Here is a 21,259-nt window from a genome sequence, read left to right on the forward strand (position 1 = left end):
CACGGTGATGAATTATATTGCTTGAGTCAAAGTAGCCGAGTAACAACTCACCTCTTTTTTGGCTTTAAAGGGGATAGGGTGGTAAGTAGGGTAGGGGAAAAACTCAATTCCCTGTATTTAAATGATGAATGCGATTAATAAATATAAAGTAGTAAGTAACAACTCACTTGTTGAAAGGGCGGTGGCTGTTGGCGATGGTGGGATAACAGGGGGTAGGAGAAGCAATGGAGGGGGAGCGGTTGTATTGGTGTGCTGAATGGATATTGTGAATGCAAAGTAGTGAGTAACAACTTCGGTTTAATATTTTAATTGAATTCAAATCGTCATCATAATTTGGAAGCCAGTATAGCAACTAGAATAAGAGCCCAATCAAATAACAGTATCTTAGATATTATTCACAGAATAATTACTAATAGCTTATGGCAAATAAAAGTAGTAATCACTAATACAATATATTGAAGATAAGAAGGTTAATAGCTGTATATAATTATTAGAAATAAACTATAAGTTACAGTGCTTGAAATTATTTCATTTAACCTTGAAAGGCTCGACAAGACGGATAACATTAGTTAGATTATTTAGCATTCTAGAAGTCTAAACGTATAAACAGATAAAAGGGGGGATGAATGATGCCTATTCGTTTACCAGATGAACTACCGGCAGTTAATTTCTTGAGAGAAGAAAATGTTTTTGTTATGACAACAACAAGAGCAAGTCATCAAGAGATCCGTCCCTTGAAAGTATTAATACTCAATTTGATGCCGAAAAAGATAGAAACTGAAAACCAGTTTCTGCGTTTGCTGTCGAACACACCATTACAGGTTGATATTCAACTATTACGAATTGACCAGCGAGAATCAAAGAATACCCCAACGGAGCACTTAAATACCTTTTATTGTGATTTTGAAGATATACAGGATCAAAACTTTGATGGCTTAATTGTAACGGGAGCTCCGTTAGGTCTGGTTGAGTTTAATGACGTATTATACTGGCAACAAATAGAAAGGGTGATAGCTTGGGCGAAACAACATGTGACATCAACCCTTTTCGTTTGTTGGGCTGTACAAGCGGCTTTAAAGGTATTGTATGACTTACCAAAATGGACTAGAGAAGAAAAACTATCTGGTATTTATCAGCATGATACGTTAGAGCCGTATGCTTTACTCACTAGGGGGTTTGATGGATCATTTTATGCACCTCACTCTCGTTACGCTGATTTTCCGGAAGACCTTATTCGCCAGCACACTGATCTAGAGATTTTAGCAAGTTCACAGGAGGCTGGTGCTTATTTATTTGGGTCAAAAGATAAACGCTTAGCATTTGTGACAGGCCATCCCGAATATGATGGGGACACTCTTGCACAAGAATATTGGCGTGATCTAGATGCTGGAATTTCTCCTCAGATCCCATGCAATTATTTTAAAAATGATGATCCCAACAACCCTCCGCTCGTGAGTTGGCGTAGTCATGGGCACTTGTTGTTCTCAAATTGGTTGAATTATTATGTGTATCAGATCACACCTTTTGATCTTACGAATATGGAACCAACGTTAGATTAAAAAAAGAAATATAAATTTAAAAATTATAATAAAATAAGTATTTTTACTGGTTATACTAGTTAAAGTTAGGCTTATATAGTAAAAGTGGTACCACAGTTAGTCTGAAAGCAGCTATTTATTAGCTGCTTTTTTTGTTTTCAAAGAAAAATTTTAAAAATACAGTTTTCTATAATTAGTTGATTTAACGACTATTTAACATTTTTGACTAGTTAAAGGAATGGTTAATCAATTTGGAAACTTGTTTAAAATTCATTTTTATCAATGAGATATTTTACTTTTTAGATAAAATGGAAATCGTTTTTGATTTATTTCTGTTTTGATCTTATGCTTATTTCATAGTCAACGATGAATGAGGGTTTGGTCGATGGAGCAGCAATTATCTATATCGGAATTAACATTCACAAAGAATATTGAACAGTTTGAAAGACAAGTGTTAAATATTGATTCTATTGCATTTCTTTCTAAACTAGTTGAAGAGTTTCTTCCTCGCCGAGAAAAATTATTAAAAGATAGAGAGGTCAGACAGCAAAAGATAGATGCTGGTTCTTTACCTAACTTTATTTCAGAATTTGATTCCATAAAAAAATCAGATTGGAAAATTCAAAGCATCCCTGAAGATTTACAAGATCGCCGTGTCGAAATTACGGGTCCGGTTGAACGTAAAATGGTTATTAATGCCTTAAATGCCAATGTAAAAGTATTTATGGCAGATTTTGAAGATTCCCTTTCACCTTCATGGGAAAAATTGATCGATGGCCAAATCAATTTAAGGGATGCGATCCGCGGTGATATTTCTTATACCAACGAAAATGGAAAGGTTTACCAATTAAAATCAAATCCAGCAGTTTTGATTGCTCGTGTTCGTGGTCTTCATTTAGATGAAAAACATGTTTTATCAGGAAGTAAGCCTATTCCTGGAGGCCTGTTTGATTTCGCTATTTACTTTTTTAATAACTATCAAGCGTTATTAGAAAAAGGGAGTGGTCCTTACTTTTATATCCCAAAACTTGAGTCTTGTCAGGAAGCAAAATGGTGGAGCGATGTTTTTAGTCTGGCTGAAGACTCCGTGGGTATACCTCGGGGCACGATCAAAGCAACTGTACTGATCGAAACATTACCTGCTGTATTCCAAATGGATGAAATCTTATATCACATGCGTCACCACATTGTGGGGCTGAATTGTGGGCGTTGGGACTACATATTTAGTTATATCAAAACATTGAAAGAGCATGCTGACCGAGTATTGCCAGACCGCCAAGTTGTCACAATGACACAATCATTTTTAAGTGCCTATTCGCGCTTATTAATTAAAACGTGCCACCGTCGTGGAGCATTTGCGATGGGGGGAATGTCTGCTTTTATACCGAGCAAGGACCCTCAAGAAAATGAAACTATTCTAGCGAAAGTAAAAGCAGACAAAGAACTAGAAGCGAGAAATGGCCATGATGGCTCTTGGATTGCGCACCCAGGTTTAGCGGATACCGTTATGAACGTGTTTAATCAAGCACTTGGTGAGCGCCAAAACCAGTTACATGTATCTCGTGATTTCGATGAAGAAATTACAGCTGACCAGTTATTAGAACCTTGTGCCGGTGAGCGAACTGAAGCGGGGATGCGGGCTAATATTCGCGTTGCTGTGCAATATATTGAAGCATGGATTTCAGGGAATGGTTGTGTACCTATCTATGGTTTGATGGAGGATGCTGCGACAGCAGAAATTTCACGCACTTCAATTTGGCAGTGGATCCGCCACGGTAAAACCTTGTCCACCGGTGAAAAAGTCACTAAGGCATTATTTGAAGAAATGTTAGATGAAGAGTTACAGGTTATCCAAAAAGAACTTGGTGATAAGCGTTTTCAAAGTGGCCGTTTCCGTGAGGCTGCAGAACTGATGAGGCGGATTACTACACAGGATGAGCTTATAGAATTCTTAACTATCCCTGGATACCAATTATTAGATTAATTATCGTGAATAAAAAATTCGATAAACCCTACATATTCTTATAAAGGAAGTGGATCATGACAACATCGCGCTTAGAACAAATTGCCCAATTAGAAAATGAATGGAAACAACCACGTTGGAAAGGTATTACTCGCCCATATACAGCGGAAGAAGTGGTGAAATTGCGTGGTTCTGTGCATATCGAACACTCTTTAGCACGTAAAGGTGCAGAACGCTTTTGGGATCAATTACATGGTGGTTCAAAGAAAGGTTATGTAAATGCACTGGGAGCCTTAACGGGTGGGCAAGCGCTACAACAAGCGAAAGCCGGTATTGAAGCTATTTATTTATCAGGTTGGCAGGTAGCTGCGGACGCAAATACATCATCGAGTATGTACCCGGACCAATCACTTTACCCTGTCGATTCAGTACCATCGGTAGTTAAGAAAATTAATAATACATTCCGTCGGGCAGATCAAATTCAGTGGGCGAATGGTATTGGCCCTGACAATAAAGAGTATATTGATTATTTTTTACCTATTATCGCGGATGCGGAAGCGGGTTTTGGTGGCGTATTAAATGCCTTCGAACTCATGAAAAATATGATAGAAGCTGGAGCAGCTGCGGTTCATTTTGAAGACCAATTAGCCGCGGTTAAAAAATGTGGCCATATGGGGGGGAAAGTTCTTGTGCCTACCCAAGAGGCGATTCAAAAACTGGTTGCTGCTCGTTTAGCGGCGGATGTTTCAGGTGTGCCAACTATTTTAGTTGCTAGAACCGATGCTGATGCAGCAGATCTTCTAACATCGGACTGTGATGCCTATGATGCGGCATTTGTTACTGGGGAACGCACTTCTGAAGGTTTTTTCCGAACCAAAGCAGGAATTGAGCAAGCAATTAGTCGTGGGTTAGCTTATGCACCTTACGCAGACCTTGTTTGGTGTGAAACGTCAAAACCTGACCTTGAAGCGGCAAGACAGTTTGCTGAAGCTATTCATGCTAAATTCCCTGGTAAATTATTAGCTTACAATTGCTCTCCTTCATTTAATTGGAAAAAGAATTTAGATGACAGCACGATCGCACGATTCCAAGATGAGCTTTCAGCAATGGGGTACCGCTTCCAATTCATTACGTTAGCAGGTATTCACAGTATGTGGTTCAACATGTTTGACTTAGCTCATTCCTATGCACAAGGTGAAGGCATGAAGCATTATGTTGAAAAAGTCCAAGAGTGTGAGTTTGCTGCAATTAATAAAGGTTATACTTTCTCTTCGCATCAACAGGAGGTAGGAACAGGCTATTTTGATAAAGTGACAACAGTTATTCAAGGTGGCACTTCATCAGTGACAGCATTAACTGGCTCGACTGAAGAAGAGCAATTCTAGTCAGATTATTTCCCTTTCAATCGGTGTTTCTGTTGGTTAGCTGTATCTGTTAATTTTTCAGGCACGTTTAGTGCCTGTTTTTTATTCAAAATAAGTCTGTATTCTTATAGGAGTGGTTATGATATTGACGACAGAACAGATAATAGCTCAGACCATTTTACAGGGTTTTGATGCTCAATATGGTCGTTTCCTTGAGATAACCTCAGGTGCACAAGAAAGGTTTGAGCAGGCAGATTGGCATGCAATTCAGCATGCGATGAAAAGAAGAATTCAGCTGTATGATCACCATGTTGGTTTAGTTGTCGCTCAGCTACAGTTTATGGGGCTAGTTCAATCTTTAACACCCGATAAACTGGCTCAAATAAAAAATGTTTATAAAACCTTATTACCGGATTATCCAAGGTTTGAAATAGCAGAAAGCTTCTTTAATTCAGTTTACTGCCGGTTATTTCAGCATCGGGAGCTTACACAAGATAACTTATTTATTTTTACATCCCAGCCTGCAAGGCGTTTTTCTGTTTCTCCTAGGCCACTAGCTCGCGAATACTTTGTTAATAATAATTTAGAGGGGTTATTGCTAACAATATTAAGTGGGTTACCACTAAGGCTAAAGTGGCGTAATTTGGATTTAGATATTCATTGTATTATCAATGTATTGAAAACAAAATTTCCTGATATTGAAACCCAAAAAGTCAGTTTTCATATTGCAAATGAGTTATTTTACCGTAATAAGGCAGCTTGGCTAGTTGGTAAAATTTATATTAATGATGAGGTTCACCCATTCTTACTTCCTATTCACCATGATGATTGTCAGCGCATTTATATTGATGCGTGTTTAACTGAGTTTGATGAAGCCAGTATTGTATTTGGTTTTGCTCGGTCCTATTTTATGGTGTATGCCCCTTTTCCAGCAGCACTGGTTTTTTGGTTGAGGGAGATCTTACCCAGTAAGTCAATTGCTGAATTATATATGGCAATTGGTTGTCAAAAGCATGGAAAAACAGAGTATTACAGAGAATATCTCGCCTATATTAATTTTTCACGAGAGCAATTTACCGTTGCACCAGGTGTTAAAGGAATGGTGATGTTGGTCTTTACGTCCCCTTCTTTCGATCGTGTTTTTAAAATTATTAAGGATCAATTTGCGCCACAAAAGCAAGTAACACGAGAACGAGTTTTAGAATGCTATCGTTTGGTTAAAGAGCACGATAGAGTTGGCCGTATGGCTGACACCCAAGAGTTTGAAAATTTTGTGATTAGTAAGTCTTCCATCAGCGATGAGTTAATGGTGGAATTATTGAAAGAGGTTCCATCTCAAATTGAAGATTTAGGCGATAACATATTGATTCGTCATTTGTACATGGAAAGAAAGATGATCCCATTGAATATTTATATGGATAATGCCACTGACGCGCAATTACATAATGCATTAAATGAATATGGCTGGGCGATTAAACAGTTAGCGGCTGCGAATATTTTCCCCGGAGATATGTTGTTTAAAAATTTTGGAGTAACGCGGCATGGCCGTGTTGTTTTTTATGATTATGATGAAATCTGTTATATGACAGAGGTGAATTTTCGTAAAATTCCTGAGCCATTATACCCTGAGCAAGAATTATCTAGTGAGCCATGGTATAGCATTGGTGAGCAAGATGTTTTCCCTGAAGAGTTTGCTTCTTTTATTTGCCAAAATGAGAAAATTCGTCATTACTTGCAACAATATCATGCAGATTTATTTTCTGCAGATTATTGGCAAAAGTTACAAAATAGAATTTTGGCGGGGCACGTAGAAGATGTTTATGCCTATCGTGAGGAATTACGTTTTTGCCATAAATTCAGTGAGGTTGCATAACTATAATACGCAACTAATGGGAATAGTCGCGTATTAATTAAAGGCAATTAAAAACGACTCAGCAAGCATTGAGTCGTTTTTCGGGAATGCTATTTTTTTGCGCCTTGTACAGCTTCTTGAGCAAGTTGGGTAATTTTTTCATAATTGCCTGAATTCAAAGCCTCTTCAGGCACTAACCAAGAACCACCAATACACAGAACACTATCTAATTCTAAATAGTTAAGGTAATTATCTAGCGATATTCCACCGGTTGGGCAAAATTTGACTTGTGAGAAAGGGCCCGCAATGGCTTTTAGCGCCTTAACGCCACCATTGGCTTCCGCTGGGAAAAATTTGAACTCTTTCAGGCCATATTGCATACCAAGCATAAGTTCAGAAACAGTTGAAATTCCAGGGATTAAAGGAATATCTCCTTTGGTTGCTGCATTGAGTAATTCATCTGTCAAACCGGGACTAATTGCGAATTGTGCTCCAGCTTCAGTAACTTCAGCGAGTTGTTTTGCATTAATAACAGTACCTGCGCCAATAATAGCCTCAGGTACTTCTTTTGCAATGAGGCGAATAGCATCGATAGCACACTCCGTACGTAAAGTGACTTCTAACACTCTAATGCCACCTTTGACTAATGCTTTTGCAAGAGGAACCGCTTGTTCTAATTTTTTGATAACAATAACAGGGACGACAGGGCCTTGTTTTAATACGCTTTCAGCGGTCATTTTCCAATTATTCATTTTCTATTCCTATTCAATGAAAATAGATTAAAAATCAATACTACAAGCACCTTCTTCGGCACCTGATAAATGTCTTCTTAATGCACCGAAAAGCTCCCTTCCACAACCACTACGCTCAGCAGTTAAATCAGCCTCGAAGGGTTGGCGTTTATTGAGTTCTTCTTCATCAACTAGTAATTGTAATTCTCCAGTCAATGCATTTACCCTAATGATATCGCCATTTTTTACTTTTGCTAACAACCCACCATTATAAGCTTCAGGGGTGACATGAATTGCAGATGGTACTTTACCGGATGCTCCGGATAAGCGGCCATCAGTAACTAACGCGACTTTGTAGCCTTTATCCATAAGTACACCAAGAGGAGGCATGAGTTTATGAAGTTCAGGCATGCCATTCGCGGATGGCCCTTGGAAGCGGACAACAATAATACAATCTTTATTAAGCTCACCTGCTTCAAAGTGTGATGCAATCTCATTTTGGTTGTTAAATACGACTGCTGGAGCTTCAATAACTTGATTTTCTTCAGGAACCGCTGATGTTTTCATCACGGCACGCCCTAAGTTACCAGAAAGTAATTTTGTGCCCCCATGAGGTGAGAATGGGTGTTCTATTTCAGCGATAACATCAGGATTAAACGAGGATTTAGGGCCTTCTCGCCATTCAAGTTGGCCATTATTTAGCCAAGGTTCCATGGTATAACGTTCCAGCCCGAATCCTGCTACGGTATGGACATCGTTATATAATAAACCTTTTTGTAATAGCTGGTGGATAAGCAAAGCTACGCCACCTGCGGCTTGGAATTGGTTGATATCCGCTTGGCCATTAGGATAGATACGGCAAATAAGTGGAACAATAGCTGAAATATCGGAAAAATCATCCCAATTGATAATGATCCCTGCGGCTCTTGCTATAGCAACAAGATGCATGGTTAAGTTAGTTGAGCCTCCCGTCGCGAGCAATGCGACGATACCGTTGACAATAACTTTTTCGTTAACCAGTTGACCGATAGGTAAGTACTGGCCCGATTGTTCAGTTAAACGCGTAATTTGTCGTGCGGCAGCCTCTGTTAATGCATCCCGTAGTGGAGAGTCAGGTGGTACAAATGACGCACCGGGTAGATGTAACCCCATGACCTCCATCATCATTTGATTCGAGTTGGCAGTACCGTAAAAAGTACAGGTGCCGATCCCATGGTAAGAGGCGGCTTCGGCTTCTAATAAAGCGAGTCGATCAACTTTGCCTTCAGCATACAGCTGGCGAATACGAACCTTTTCTTTATTTGGTAAGCCTGTTGCCATTGGACCTGCTGGGACAAATATTGCAGGAAGGTGACCAAATGAAAGTGCGCCAAGCATTAAGCCTGGAACAATTTTGTCGCAAATACCTAAATAGAGCGCACCATCAAACATATTATGGGATAGGCCAATGGCAGTTGACATGGCAATAACATCTCGGCTTAGCATCGATAGTTCCATCCCATCTTGCCCTTGGGTTACGCCATCACACATTGCTGGGACACCCGCAGCGACTTGGCCAATTGAGCCAGCTTCTAATAATGCTTTTTTGAGTTGTTCAGGGTACTTGTCGTAGGGACGATGAGCAGAAAGCATATCATTGTAGGAATTGATGATTGCAATATCAGAGCGAGTCATGCTTTTAAGAATTTGTTTTTCTTCGCTTTGGCATGCTGCAAAGCCATGGGCAAGGTTACCGCAAGCGAGTGATGCTCGATGGACGGTCATACAACGAGCCTGCTCTATTTTTTTGAGATAAGCAGCTCGAGTTTTCAGTGAACGAGAAATGATACGTTGAGTGATGCGATCAAGTTCTTTATTGATCACTGAAGGATTTGTCTCTTTAGAGGTGGTCATGCTCATGATAATTGCTCCATAGTGCAGTAAAAAGATGAATCAAACTGCAAGTCAATTCGGGTTGTGCCTATCGTTATTTACTTGTGAACTATAGCATCAATGTTACCGGTAACATTGTTCAATGAAAGCTGAGGAGTTGCAATATAGAAAATGAACATTCGAAGCTATCTGTGATCTGAATCAAATTTATATTATGGTGTGGACAGGGTAGGAAATAGACAAATAAGCATGCTATAGTGGCTTAGTTGATGATTTTATCATCAAAATTCAATTAGATGATTGTCGAAGGTTAGGTTGTATTCATGAGAAGAGCGGCAGGATGTTAAGGCTAGTTATAGCTGCATTTATATTGTTATTGGCAAATTTTGTTAGGGCTGAGGTTATCTTAGCTTCGGGGTCATATAAAATTTTAACTGAAGTTTTTAATGAACAAACGGCAATGCAGTTACAGAATGCGTCACAAGCAGAAAAAATTGATGTATTGACCCGATATTTTTTAACTACACCTTACAATAAACAAACTTTGAATATGAGTCCGCTATCACCTGAAGAATTGGTGATTAATTTGAAAGAGATGGACTGTATGACATTCATAGAGTACATCGAGGCTTTTAAGCGTTCTAACAATTACGAGCAGTTTGTTTCAAATTTAATCAATATTCGTTATATCAACCAAAATATTACATTTAAACATCGGCGGCATTTTTTCTCTGATTGGGTGCAAGAACCTGAGGCAATTGTGGTAGATATTACTAGCGAAATAAGCCCACACTTTATTCGGGTAAATAAACAACTTAATTTGAAAAATTATAATCAGCGATATATATCAGGCTTGCCTGTTAAAAGTAGACTAATAAACTATATTCCAGTTAAATATGTGGATGATGATTTAGTATTGAGATTAAATGTAGGGGATTACATCGGCGTTTATTCAAAGGATAATGGGTTAGATGTAAGTCATGTGGGTGTTGTAATACGTAGAGGTAATAAAACAATATTTAGAAATGCCTCTTCACTACGTAGAAATCTTCAGGTTATTGATATCGAACTGAACGATTACTTAAAAGGGAAGGCCGGGATTGTTGTTTTTAGGCCGAAATCAGATTATTAGCCTGACTATAGAGAATATTATAATAATAAGATAAATTATTAATCTGTTTTTTGATATAAAAAAGGGAAAACACAATTTTTGCGTATGTAAAAATTTAACATATAGAGTGAAAATTATTTAATAATAAAAAACAGATAATTATTTTGATTGGTTACTAATTATTTCTAGTAACATTTAAAATGTAAAAGTATATTAAATTATCGATTTGATCAAAAAAACATATAGAAATGTAATTTAATTATAAAAATAAAAAAACTTTTATAAAGCAATGGATTACTTTACATATATTATTTTCCTCATTTTTTTTGTATATAAAAATGATGTTTGTCTATCAATCTTGTTATCTTTGATTGCTCATAACTATTTTAAATAGTTATGATTAATTTTATAATGAATAATACTAGCTAAATTATTTTTCTTATTTACATTTAGGAGATGGTTATGCATATAGCTAAAAAGAAAAATATTTATGCATTACTAGGTAATCATTTACGTAAGGCTAGAGTGAGTAAAGGGTTATCAGGAAATGAGCTGGGTTCGATTATTCATTTGAGCCAACAGCAAGTATCACGATATGAGTTAGGTATTAATAAGTTGAGTTTAGATAAACTAATTGAAATTGTAATTTTTTTAGATATTGATATTAATGAGATTACTAAAATCATTGCTAAGCAGGTTGAGTATGAAAAAATGAGTTAGCGATAACCTAAGTAAGATATTTTTTTATTTTATTTTTATAACATTTTATGAATAATTTACTCATTTAAAAATTCCTAGTATAAAAAATAGGTTATAACTTATATGTTATAGAGAATTAGACGATTAATTTTGCATAGTCATAGTACTCGAAAAAAATATGTCTATGGTAACTACTTAAAATTAAAAATTAAATTCTAGAAATAAGAATAATTAATTCAATATGTCTCTATTTTAAGGAGGGGGAGCTTATTAGTGATCATAATTATAATTTTTTCTGGTGCTTCTCTCTCTACTTTTTCCAATGTTCCCTACCATTTAATAGAAGGGGATGTTTTTCGTTAATAAGAAAACCTTTTTTGTTTCTAATATGAGCTAAAAAGGTTTTAACATGATGTATTTAAACATTTATTTCATTTTCTATTATCTATTTTTCTATAAAGAATAAGCATTGTGATGTTGTTGGTGCATGAAAATTGATAGTATTGCAGACGACACAATGCTTAAATAAAGCTTAATGAATAATAGAGTAAGGCTATGGTTTGATGTTCAAATATATAGGGATATTGTTTGCTTTTTTACTATTAGGCTGTTCGGTCTCGAACAAAGGTTACTATCTCGATAACCGTTACCCATCAAAAAATAGTAGTCAGCGCATTCAATATGTCATTATTCACTACACCGTTTCCGATGATGCGCGTTCCATAGCCACACTAACGCAAGGCAAAGTGAGCTCCCATTTTCTCATACCGAGTGTACCTGAAACTAAAAATGGCCAGCCTGTTGTATTACAACTCGTTCCCGAATCATTAAAAGCATGGCATGCAGGTGAAAGTTATTGGCTACAGCATAATGGTTTGAATGATATTTCTATTGGAATTGAAATCGTTAATGCAGGGGGACAAAAGGATGCTAAAGGAAAGCAACTGTGGGCTCCTTACAATGAAGCGCAAATTGTGGCATTGATACCTCTCATCCAAGATATTATGCAGCGCTATAGTATTCCCCCAGAAAATATTATTGGTCACAGTGATATCGCACCACTGCGCAAGCAGGACCCAGGCAAGGCATTTCCATGGCAACGTCTTGCTCAACATGGTATAGGGGCTTGGCCTGACCCAAAAACAGTCACTAAATTTCTGGCGGGGCGTAATGCCAATGAGCCCGCAAGCGTGTTACGCATTCAAAAAGCGCTTAATTTTTATGGATATTCAACAATCCCGCTATCAGGTAAGTTAGATCCACAGACGAAAAAAACATTGCGTGCTTTCCAATTGCATTTCCGACCGCGAGATATTGAAGGACAAGCGGACGCTGAAACAGAGGCTATCGCGTTGGCACTCATTGAAAAGTACCGTGATATGCAAAAATTTAAGTTATTTGAAAAGACTCTGAAGTTGCCTACTATTTCAACAAATCAGCAAGGTGATTAGAGGGCAGTAAAAAGCTTTGTAAGGTTAAGTGAAATACAGGTTGCTTTGTATTTCACTTTCACTGTTTAGCTAGCGGTTTGCGCCATATTCATGGCTTATTTCTTTTGCGGCTTTGATAACCATAGCGCCTAATTCAGTAATACGGTCGTCAGTGATACGTGATAATGGGCCTGAAATAGAAATGGCTGCGAAAGCTTCTTTGTGTTCATCATAAATACAAGCCCCAATACAGCGTAACCCTAATGCATGCTCTTCGTCATCATAAGAAAAACCTTGCTTTTTAGCCTGTTGTAAATTCTCTTTTAAAGCTGATGGGTTAGTTAATGTATAAGGCGTATAAGCATGTAAACCTTTACGGCTTAAAAGTGGAACCAGTTTGTCTTCTGGTAAGTTAGCAATGAATGCTTTGCCTGCCCCCGAGGCGTGTAATGGCAGTTTTCCACCGATTGGTGCTGACATTCTCATTAGCGCATTGCATTGTACTTGGTCAACAATGACGGCATCGTACTCTGTATGGTCTAGGATAGCTAAGTTGACAGTTTCCCCCGATTCATCCATTAAGCGGCGTAGTATTGGGTGGACGAGGGCTAACAAATTACGACTCTCTAAAAAGCTGCTACCAATGATAAAAGCATGAGAAGCAATAACCCATAGGCCTAAATCACCAGTTTGGCGAACAAAACCATGTTGTTCTAAAGTCATTAAAAGACGATGTGTTGTTGAGTTGGGTAAGCCAGCTTGCATCGCAAGGTCAGTGAGGGCAATTCCCCCTGTCGATTCGGAAATATATTCCAATAGTGTTAATCCACGACTTAATGATTGAACTTGTCCTGCTGCAGCTGCGCCACTCGCCGGCCCTTTTGCTTTTTTAAGTTTCTTAGTAATTGGTGCCGTTGCCATTAAGTCTCTCCTGACTGTCATTTAGCTTCTATTATGAACTATTTCACTTGAAAATACTCATCGGATCAGTGAAAAGTGTGCTCTTGTGCAACCTTGAAAAACTCTCATCATAACAGCGAATTTTCACGAGAGAAGTTGTGATAGGATGTTAAAGGTAAAAATTTGACTTATTTCTTAGTGTTCCATTTTAGGAGGGCAGTGCAGTGTCCGCAAAAGTTAATCAATTAGAACAAGAATTAAAAAAACGTATATTGGTATTAGATGGTGCAATGGGAACAATGATCCAACAACATAAGTTGTCGGAAGCCCAGTTTCGCGGAGAACGATTTGCGGATTGGCCGAGTGATTTAAAGGGAAATAATGATCTATTAGTCTTAACTCAGCCAGATATTATTCGAGATATCCATTCTCAATACTTTGAAGCGGGCGCGGATATTGTTGAAACCAATACTTTTAACTCAACATCCATTGCGATGGCTGATTATAAAATGGAATCACTTTCCGCTGAAATTAACGAGGTTGCTGCACGCCTTGCCCGTGAATGTGCTGATGAGTGGACACGTAAAACCCCTGACCAGCCGCGTTATGTTGCCGGAGTTTTAGGCCCGACAAACCGCACTGCTTCTATTTCTCCTGATGTTAATGATCCTGCTTATCGCAATATCACCTTTGATCAACTCGTTGAAGCCTACCGTGAATCTACCCGATATTTAGTAAAAGGTGGGGTAGATCTGATCATGATCGAAACCATTTTTGACACATTGAATGCGAAAGCCGCGATCTTTGCGGTAGAAACCGAACTGGAAGCTTTGGGTGTTTCTCTACCTATTATGATCTCGGGTACGATCACGGATGCTTCAGGCCGAACATTATCAGGGCAAACAACAGAAGCATTTTATAACTCATTGCGCCATGCGCAGCCGATATCATTTGGCTTGAACTGTGCATTAGGCCCGGATGAGCTGCGCCAGTATATTGCTGAATTATCAAGGATTGCGGAATGTTATGTCAGTGCGCACCCTAATGCAGGGCTACCGAATGCGTTTGGTGAATATGATCTTGATGCGCAAAATATGGCTGAACAAATTCATGAATGGGCAACCGCAGGGTTCTTAAATATTGTTGGTGGGTGCTGTGGAACGACGCCATTACATATCAAAAAAATGGCAGAAGCCGTAAAAGGCATCGCGCCACGTCAATTACCATCACTACCTGTTGAATGCCGTTTGTCAGGTTTAGAACCATTAAATATTGGCGAAAAATCATTATTTGTTAACGTTGGGGAAAGAACCAACGTGACGGGATCGGCAAAATTCAAGCGGCTGATTAAAGAAGAAAATTACCAAGAAGCCTTAGATGTGGCACGTCAGCAAGTTGAAAATGGTGCGCAAATCATCGACATCAATATGGATGAAGGGATGTTGGACTCCCACGCGGCGATGGTGCGTTTCTTGAATCTGATTGCTGGTGAGCCAGATATTGCTCGCGTGCCAATTATGATTGACTCCTCAAAATGGGAGGTGATCGAGGCGGGGCTTAAGTGCATACAAGGTAAGGGAATCGTCAATTCAATCTCAATGAAAGAGGGGGTTGAGGCATTTATTGAGCATGCTAAATTATTGCGCAAATATGGTGCTGCGGTGGTCGTCATGGCATTTGATGAAGTTGGCCAAGCAGATACACGTGAGCGGAAAATTGAAATTTGTCGCCGTGCTTATCAGATCCTTACCGAAGAGGTGGGCTTCCCTCCTGAAGACATTATTTTTGACCCAAATATTTTTGCCGTAGCCACAGGAATCGAAGAGCATAATAACTATGCCGTTGATTTTATTGAAGTCTGTAAGGACATTAAGGCTCAGTTACCTCATGCGATGATTTCTGGCGGGGTTTCCAACGTCTCCTTCTCATTTAGAGGAAACGACCCTGTACGTGAAGCAATTCATGCTGTTTTCCTGTATTACGCCATTCGTAATGGAATGGATATGGGGATCGTTAATGCGGGGCAGCTCGCTATCTATGATGACCTGCCTACTGAATTAAAAGATGCTGTTGAAGATGTGATTTTAAATCGCCGTGATGACAGTACAGAATGTTTGCTTGAACTGGCGGAAAAATACCGTGGAGCAGGGGCTGGAGAGCAGCAAGTTCAACAAGCGGAATGGCGTAGTTGGGAAGTTGAAAAGCGTCTTGAATACGCATTAGTGAAAGGCATTACCGAATTTATCATTGAAGATACTGAAGAAACACGCCAACGTGCTTCCAGCCCAATCGAAGTGATTGAAGGCCCCTTGATGAATGGTATGAATGTGGTTGGAGACTTATTTGGGGAAGGAAAAATGTTCTTACCTCAAGTGGTGAAATCTGCTCGGGTGATGAAACAGGCCGTAGCCTATTTAGAACCTTATATTCAAGAGCTTAAGCAGTCAGGTAGTAGTGCAGGAAAAATCTTACTCGCGACGGTAAAGGGCGATGTTCATGACATAGGCAAAAATATCGTTGGGGTTGTTCTGCAGTGTAATAACTATGAAATCATTGATTTAGGCGTGATGGTTCCGTGTGAAACTATTCTAAAAACAGCACGTGAAGAGAACGTCGATATTATTGGGTTATCCGGTTTGATCACGCCATCTCTTGATGAAATGGTGCACGTAGCTAAAGAGATGGAAAGACAAGGGTTTACCTTGCCATTACTGATTGGTGGGGCGACAACATCAAAAGCACACACTGCCGTGAAAATTGAGCCTAATTATAGTGGGCCAACGACTTACGTGCAAAATGCCTCTCGAACTGTGGGGGTTGTCGCAGCGCTATTGTCAGCAACACAAAAAGCAGATTTTGTTGCGCGCACTCGCCGTGAATATGAAACGGTTCGTCAGCAACATGGTCGTAGAAGGCCAAAAACACCGCCTGTGGCACTGGATGTGGCACGCGCTAATGCGGTTAATATTGATTGGCAACATTACCAACCACCTGTGCCAAAATTTCTTGGTATTCAAGAAGTCACCGCATCTATTTCAACGCTGAGAAACTATATTGATTGGACGCCATTTTTTATGACGTGGTCGCTGGCAGGTAAATACCCGCGGATCTTAGAGGATGAAGTGGTCGGTTCTGAAGCGCGTAAGCTATTGAAAGATGCTAATAATATGTTAGATAAGCTTGATAAAGAAAACTTATTAACGCCAAAAGGTATTTTTGGCTTATTCCCTGCAAACCGAGTTGGTGATGATATTGAAATTTATACCGATGAGTCGCGAAATCATGTGCAAGTCATGGGGCTGAATTTACGCCAACAAACTTTAAAAACTGAGTTTCCAAACTATTGTTTATCTGACTTTGTCGCGCCAAAGGACAGTGGTAAAGCCGATTATATTGGGGCTTTCGCAGTGACAGGGGGCTTAGAAGAAGACGCGCTTGCTGATGCATATGAACAACAGCATGATGACTATAATAAAATTATGGTTAAAGCGCTGGCGGATAGGCTAGCGGAGGCATTTGCTGAATATTTACACCAACAAGTCCGCATGCAATATTGGGGTTATGCAGACGATGAAAACTTGAGTAATGAAGAACTTATTCGCGAAAATTACCAAGGGATCCGCCCTGCACCGGGGTATCCGGCTTGCCCTGAGCATACAGAAAAGGCAAAAATTTGGCAGTTACTGGACGTGGAAACGCAAATTGGTATGCAACTCACCAGTTCCTATGCGATGTGGCCAGGGGCCTCGGTATCAGGCTGGTATTTTAGCCATCCTGAAAGTAAATATTTTGCGGTAGCCCAGCTACAAAAAGACCAAATTGAGGATTATGCAAAGCGCAAAGGGATGTCGGTGACGGAGTTGGAGCGTTGGCTAGCGCCAAACTTAGCTTATGACCCTGAAGATTAAAACAAGATCAATACATTGATTTTTCATGCATTCGGCACCATCTTATAGGTAATACATTAGAGGGGGCCAATGATGAGCTATGAATTTATTATTGAAGAAGAACTGCCACGCTCGGCAGTTTTTCCTTATCAGATCCAAAACAGTGCGGCGCCTGAAACGTTCATGATGAGCGAAGACGCGGTGAGCGCTATGATGAGTGTTTTACAGATCATGGATAAGCTTGATACCGATGATTCACTGGATGAGCACTGTTTTAATCAGATTTGGTTAAGAAGCGAGCTAACACCTGCAAGAGCAGAAGAAATTTACCTATTTTTAGAAGAAAATTTAGCAGTAGAACCCGTGCCTTCAGAGGATGAAATCGCGGCTTTTCATCAAGCCCAAATCGATGAAAATAAGCTGTTATCTCAAGAAAGCCCGAAAGACGGTATGGTACCCGTGCATAAATTTTCGACCAATGACGGTTGGTTGGTGACCACGAAAGAGTGTGAATGGATTGCGGAAGTGTTTTCACCAGAACTGGTGAGTGAAAACCACTTTGTCGTTTCTCAGATCTCTGAACTGTGTAAGATTAGCCACCGCACATTGGAAGCTCTGTTAATTGAATGGGGTAAATTTAATTTATTTGCCAGTAAACACGGCGGTTACCGCGTTAACTAAGTACTGCGGCTTATTTCGGAGACAAAAGTTTCAGCAAGAAGCTGGCGTCTCCTCCGTTTTCTTAATAATTCCTTTGTTATTCTACTTTTTCAGCCAACATCCCTTATGAATTTTTTATTGGAGTGATATGTTAATGACATAACGCCAATAAATAGGTCATGGTGATGAAATTACGTTCTTTTCTGTTAGTTCTCTATGTTAGCGGTATTTCCCTTGCGCAAGCTGGCAATATTGTTGAAGCACCTTCTACGAAAGATAAACCGAATACGCTACAGGCGCAGCCTAAAAGCATGCCTATTCCTGATGAATTCAAAGCAAAATTGAAGCTAGCGAATGCCGGAGATGAAGAGGCAATGGTGGATGTTGGGCTTGCTTATATGGATGGGACTGAATTTTTAGCCGTCAATGAGCAAGAGGCTTATCGTTGGTTTAAAAAGGTAGCTGACCGAGATAATACAGATGGAGATTATTACCTTGGGATGTTATTGCAAAATCAGGAAAAATACCGACAAGCGGAACAATGGTATCGCCGAGGTGCTGAAAAAGGCGATGCTTATTGCCAATATGCGATGGGTTACTTATATGAACATGGCATTGGGGTTGAGCAAAATTTAAAGCAAGCGAAAGCATGGTATGCAGAGGCCGCGGAGCAAGAACATGCCAACGCACAGTTTGCGATGGGGTTGTTTTATCATGATGGGTTAGGTGGTGATATTGATTACCAGAAGGCTCGAGAGTGGTATGAAAGAAGTGCGGGAAATAATATTGCAGCCGCAGTGAATAACTTAGCGGTGATGTATGAAAATGGTGAGGGTGTAGAGCCGGACGCCGAAATGGCGATTTATTTATATCGTCAAGCCGCCAATATGGGCTCTGCGACAGCGCAAGTGAATATGGGTGATTTTTATCAAGAAGGTCATAGCGCAATAGAAAAGAATAGCTACCAAGCGATGTACTGGTATAAACGCGCTGCGCAACAGAACAATATTGCGGCCCAACTGGCGATTGCGAAAGCCTATGAGCAAGGTAATGGCGTTGGTAAAGATCTCTCTGAAGCCTTTATCTGGTATGAACGAGCAGCACAAAATAAATCCCAAGAAGCTGGAATGAAGGTAGCTGAATTCTATGAAAAAGGGTTAGGGGGGGTTAAAAAAGACCCCAAAAAGGCTATTGAGTGGTATATATCACTTGCCAACAGTGATGGTAAAGCGGCTCAAATTAAGTTAGCGGAACTGTATGTGTCTGGTGAGCTGAAAAATGTTGATGTGAATGATATTTTGAGTTGGTTGCTGATTGCGCAAGAAAATAACATCGAAGCTCAAAACCAGTTAGCTATCTTTTATTTAACGGGAACGGGTGTGGCGAAAAACACACACAGAGCACGGCAATTGCTGGAAAAAGCGGCATTTAAGAAAAATAGCGATGCCCAAAACAACCTTGCGGTGATGTATGCACGAGGCGAGGGCGGTGAGAAAAATATTTTTCGTTCAGTAATGTGGTTTGAACGAGCGGTAGAACTCGGTAATGAAACCGCAAAAAGCAACTTGGCGCTTTTAAAACAGAATAAAGGCGTGACGGGAAAAATGTTGCAATACACTGGTAGTGTTGCGCAACCCAGCAAAGATGCTGGAGGGGATTAATTGTATAATCATAGAAGGCGATCGAAATGATCGCCTTCTAGTATTTTGATCAAACTTCCACACTATTCGAATAAGTTACTGTGCAAGGTACGAACGATCTCTTCAGCATCATTTCCAGGTACCAATAAACAAATATTGTGGCTACTTGCTCCATAGCTGATCATGCGAATATTGAATGACTCAAGCGCCCCAAAAATTTGTCTCCCGAGGCCATTCACTTGCGACAGCTCATTACCAATGATTGCGACGAGCGCTAAATCTTCTTCCACTTCAACACGGCATAATGCGGATAGTTCTGTCATTAGCGCATTGGTGAGTAAACTGCCGTTAGTTCCCGTTGAACCTGTTGTGTCTAAGGTTAGGGCGACACTGACCTCTGAAGTCGTAATTAGATCCACTGAAATATTGTGGCGCAGTAAAATGGTGAAAATTTCCGCTAAGAAACCGCGTGCGTGCAGCATTTTTAGACTGTGCAAGGTGAGTAGCGTTTGTTTACGGCGCAGTGCTAATGCCCTAAATTGTGGTGGATTCGTGGTTTTATCACACACAATGGTGCCGCCGGCTTCGGGGGCTTTACTTGAACCGACAAAAACTGGGATCCCCGCACGTACTGCAGGAAGGAGTGTCGCAGGATGCAAAATTTTTGCGCCAAAGGTCGCCATTTCTGCCGCTTCATCGAAAGCAATTTCATCAATGCGTTGGGCACTCGGTACGACGCGAGGGTCAGTGGTGTAAATTCCAGGAACATCAGTCCAAATATCTACACGTGATAAATTAAGGACTTCAGCTAACAAAGCGGCGGTGTAGTCACTTCCACCGCGCCCAAGAGTGGTCGTGCGGCCTTTTTCATCACGACCAATAAACCCTTGAGTAATGACAACCGACTCAGTAAGGCGTGGCATGAGTTGTTGTTCTGACAATGCTTTTAGCTGAGCAAGTTCTGGTTCAGCACGGCCAAAGCTGTCATTCGTTCTCATCACTTTGCGTACGTCAAACCATTGGGAGTTAGCATTACGTTGGCGTAGTACTTCAACAAATAGTAAGGTTGACATTAATTCGCCGTGGCTCACCATTTCATCCGTTAATGCATCAGAAGTGGCTAAAGCAGCCGAATCAGCTAAATGAGCAATATTATCGAGTAATCGATTGATTTCCTCACGAATAACATCAGCAGTTTGTAAGTTATCAATAATTGCGTATTGAATATCCTTCACTTTTTTCAGCAGTTCATTACGTTTATCAGCATCGCAACCTTCGGCCAGTTCGATTAATAAATTGGTAATGCCAGCAGAGGCGGAAAGTACCACAACTCGCACATTTGGGTTGGAGAGAACAATATTGGCGCTGTTGTTCATCGCTTCAAAGTTAGCGACGCTAGTGCCGCCAAATTTGGCGATAACATACTGATGATTGTCTGTTGAAGACGCTGCGATATTCATGGTGTCAATCCCTTTGGTTAAACCTAATCTTTATATAGATTTATCGGGTAAATAGGATTGCGTCAATCAAGAATCGAAGTAAATCAGTAATTCTAATGATAGGTAATTTATTATCGGTTTTCTCAATATACTCGTCATACTTCGAGCTGCAT

General features: G+C 39.9%; 14 protein-coding genes. 10 read left to right on the top strand and 4 right to left on the bottom strand.

Annotation, left to right across the window (positions count from 1 at the left end; translation table 11 throughout):
- The first annotated feature begins 629 nt into the window (after positions 1–629).
- From metA to aceK, 4 genes are all read left to right on the top strand, one after another.
- Positions 630–1,559 (top strand): homoserine O-acetyltransferase MetA, encoded by a 930-nt coding sequence (metA, locus tag PSE83_RS14925; protein WP_110592635.1) that lies wholly within the window; start codon positions 630–632, stop codon positions 1,557–1,559.
- 364 nt (positions 1,560–1,923) lie between these two features.
- The gene (gene aceB / locus PSE83_RS14930) at positions 1,924–3,522 is read left to right on the top strand and encodes a malate synthase A (RefSeq protein WP_036958358.1); all 1,599 of its coding nucleotides are present in this window, start codon (positions 1,924–1,926) and stop codon (positions 3,520–3,522) included.
- 56 nt (positions 3,523–3,578) lie between these two features.
- Positions 3,579–4,886, top strand: a complete 1,308-nt coding sequence (gene aceA / locus PSE83_RS14935) for an isocitrate lyase (protein ID WP_004261346.1) — start codon at positions 3,579–3,581, stop codon at positions 4,884–4,886.
- 118 nt (positions 4,887–5,004) lie between these two features.
- Positions 5,005–6,738 (top strand): bifunctional isocitrate dehydrogenase kinase/phosphatase, encoded by a 1,734-nt coding sequence (gene aceK, locus PSE83_RS14940; RefSeq protein WP_004261343.1) that lies wholly within the window; start codon positions 5,005–5,007, stop codon positions 6,736–6,738.
- An 89-nt stretch (positions 6,739–6,827) separates the two neighbouring features.
- Here aceK and PSE83_RS14945 read toward each other — a convergent pair whose 3' ends face one another.
- Together PSE83_RS14945 and edd are read right to left on the bottom strand one after the other, a co-directional pair.
- Positions 6,828–7,469, bottom strand: coding sequence for a bifunctional 4-hydroxy-2-oxoglutarate aldolase/2-dehydro-3-deoxy-phosphogluconate aldolase (locus PSE83_RS14945; RefSeq protein WP_004261341.1), 642 nt, complete (start codon positions 7,467–7,469; stop codon positions 6,828–6,830).
- Between the two features lie 27 nt (positions 7,470–7,496).
- The gene (edd, locus tag PSE83_RS14950; RefSeq protein WP_409373462.1) at positions 7,497–9,341 is read right to left on the bottom strand and encodes a phosphogluconate dehydratase; all 1,845 of its coding nucleotides are present in this window, start codon (positions 9,339–9,341) and stop codon (positions 7,497–7,499) included.
- Between the two features lie 319 nt (positions 9,342–9,660).
- Between edd and PSE83_RS14955 the strand changes: the two genes are divergently transcribed.
- From PSE83_RS14955 to PSE83_RS14965, 3 genes are all read left to right on the top strand, one after another.
- Positions 9,661–10,452, top strand: coding sequence for an N-acetylmuramoyl-L-alanine amidase-like domain-containing protein (locus PSE83_RS14955; RefSeq protein ID WP_004261336.1), 792 nt, complete (start codon positions 9,661–9,663; stop codon positions 10,450–10,452).
- A gap of 441 nt (positions 10,453–10,893) precedes the next feature.
- Positions 10,894–11,151 carry a helix-turn-helix domain-containing protein gene (locus PSE83_RS14960; protein ID WP_036958356.1) on the top strand — a complete coding sequence of 86 codons (258 nt, stop codon included), beginning with the start codon at positions 10,894–10,896 and terminating at the stop codon, positions 11,149–11,151.
- A gap of 542 nt (positions 11,152–11,693) precedes the next feature.
- Entirely contained in the window at positions 11,694–12,581 is an 888-nt protein-coding gene (locus PSE83_RS14965; protein ID WP_004261332.1) for an N-acetylmuramoyl-L-alanine amidase, read from the top strand.
- Between the two features lie 69 nt (positions 12,582–12,650).
- On the opposite strand, the gene iclR is transcribed toward PSE83_RS14965, so the two are convergent.
- Positions 12,651–13,481 carry a glyoxylate bypass operon transcriptional repressor IclR gene (gene iclR, locus PSE83_RS14970; protein ID WP_036958355.1) on the bottom strand — a complete coding sequence of 277 codons (831 nt, stop codon included), beginning with the start codon at positions 13,479–13,481 and terminating at the stop codon, positions 12,651–12,653.
- 203 nt (positions 13,482–13,684) lie between these two features.
- Between iclR and metH the strand changes: the two genes are divergently transcribed.
- From metH to PSE83_RS14985, 3 genes are all read left to right on the top strand, one after another.
- Positions 13,685–17,368 (top strand): methionine synthase, encoded by a 3,684-nt coding sequence (gene metH, locus PSE83_RS14975; RefSeq protein ID WP_172766767.1) that lies wholly within the window; start codon positions 13,685–13,687, stop codon positions 17,366–17,368.
- Positions 17,369–17,437: 69 nt separating this feature from the next.
- Positions 17,438–18,028, top strand: a complete 591-nt coding sequence (locus PSE83_RS14980) for a hypothetical protein (protein ID WP_004261328.1) — start codon at positions 17,438–17,440, stop codon at positions 18,026–18,028.
- Positions 18,029–18,192: 164 nt separating this feature from the next.
- Positions 18,193–19,668, top strand: coding sequence for an SEL1-like repeat protein (locus PSE83_RS14985; protein ID WP_232806461.1), 1,476 nt, complete (start codon positions 18,193–18,195; stop codon positions 19,666–19,668).
- Positions 19,669–19,730: 62 nt separating this feature from the next.
- Here PSE83_RS14985 and lysC read toward each other — a convergent pair whose 3' ends face one another.
- On the bottom strand, positions 19,731–21,107 hold the full coding sequence (gene lysC, locus PSE83_RS14990) for a lysine-sensitive aspartokinase 3 (RefSeq protein ID WP_004261326.1): 1,377 nt from the start codon (positions 21,105–21,107) through the stop codon (positions 19,731–19,733).
- Positions 21,108–21,259: the final 152 nt, after the last annotated feature.

The organism is Providencia sp. PROV150 (genome assembly GCF_028481025.1).
Classification (GTDB): Bacteria; Pseudomonadota; Gammaproteobacteria; order Enterobacterales; family Enterobacteriaceae; genus Providencia; species Providencia hangzhouensis.

Bases quoted from the DNA above. Each gene is read 5' to 3' on its own strand.
- metA (WP_110592635.1), top strand. From the start codon at position 630: ATGCCTATTCGTTTACCAGATGAACTACCGGCAGTTAATTTCTTGAGA.
- aceB (WP_036958358.1), top strand. From the start codon at position 1,924: ATGGAGCAGCAATTATCTATATCGGAATTAACATTCACAAAGAATATT.
- aceA (WP_004261346.1), top strand. From the start codon at position 3,579: ATGACAACATCGCGCTTAGAACAAATTGCCCAATTAGAAAATGAATGG.
- aceK (WP_004261343.1), top strand. From the start codon at position 5,005: ATGATATTGACGACAGAACAGATAATAGCTCAGACCATTTTACAGGGT.
- PSE83_RS14945 (WP_004261341.1), bottom strand. From the start codon at position 7,469: ATGAATAATTGGAAAATGACCGCTGAAAGCGTATTAAAACAAGGCCCT.
- edd (WP_409373462.1), bottom strand. From the start codon at position 9,341: ATGACCACCTCTAAAGAGACAAATCCTTCAGTGATCAATAAAGAACTT.
- PSE83_RS14955 (WP_004261336.1), top strand. From the start codon at position 9,661: ATGTTAAGGCTAGTTATAGCTGCATTTATATTGTTATTGGCAAATTTT.
- PSE83_RS14960 (WP_036958356.1), top strand. From the start codon at position 10,894: ATGCATATAGCTAAAAAGAAAAATATTTATGCATTACTAGGTAATCAT.
- PSE83_RS14965 (WP_004261332.1), top strand. From the start codon at position 11,694: ATGTTCAAATATATAGGGATATTGTTTGCTTTTTTACTATTAGGCTGT.
- iclR (WP_036958355.1), bottom strand. From the start codon at position 13,481: ATGGCAACGGCACCAATTACTAAGAAACTTAAAAAAGCAAAAGGGCCG.
- PSE83_RS14980 (WP_004261328.1), top strand. From the start codon at position 17,438: ATGATGAGCTATGAATTTATTATTGAAGAAGAACTGCCACGCTCGGCA.
- PSE83_RS14985 (WP_232806461.1), top strand. From the start codon at position 18,193: ATGAAATTACGTTCTTTTCTGTTAGTTCTCTATGTTAGCGGTATTTCC.
- lysC (WP_004261326.1), bottom strand. From the start codon at position 21,107: ATGAATATCGCAGCGTCTTCAACAGACAATCATCAGTATGTTATCGCC.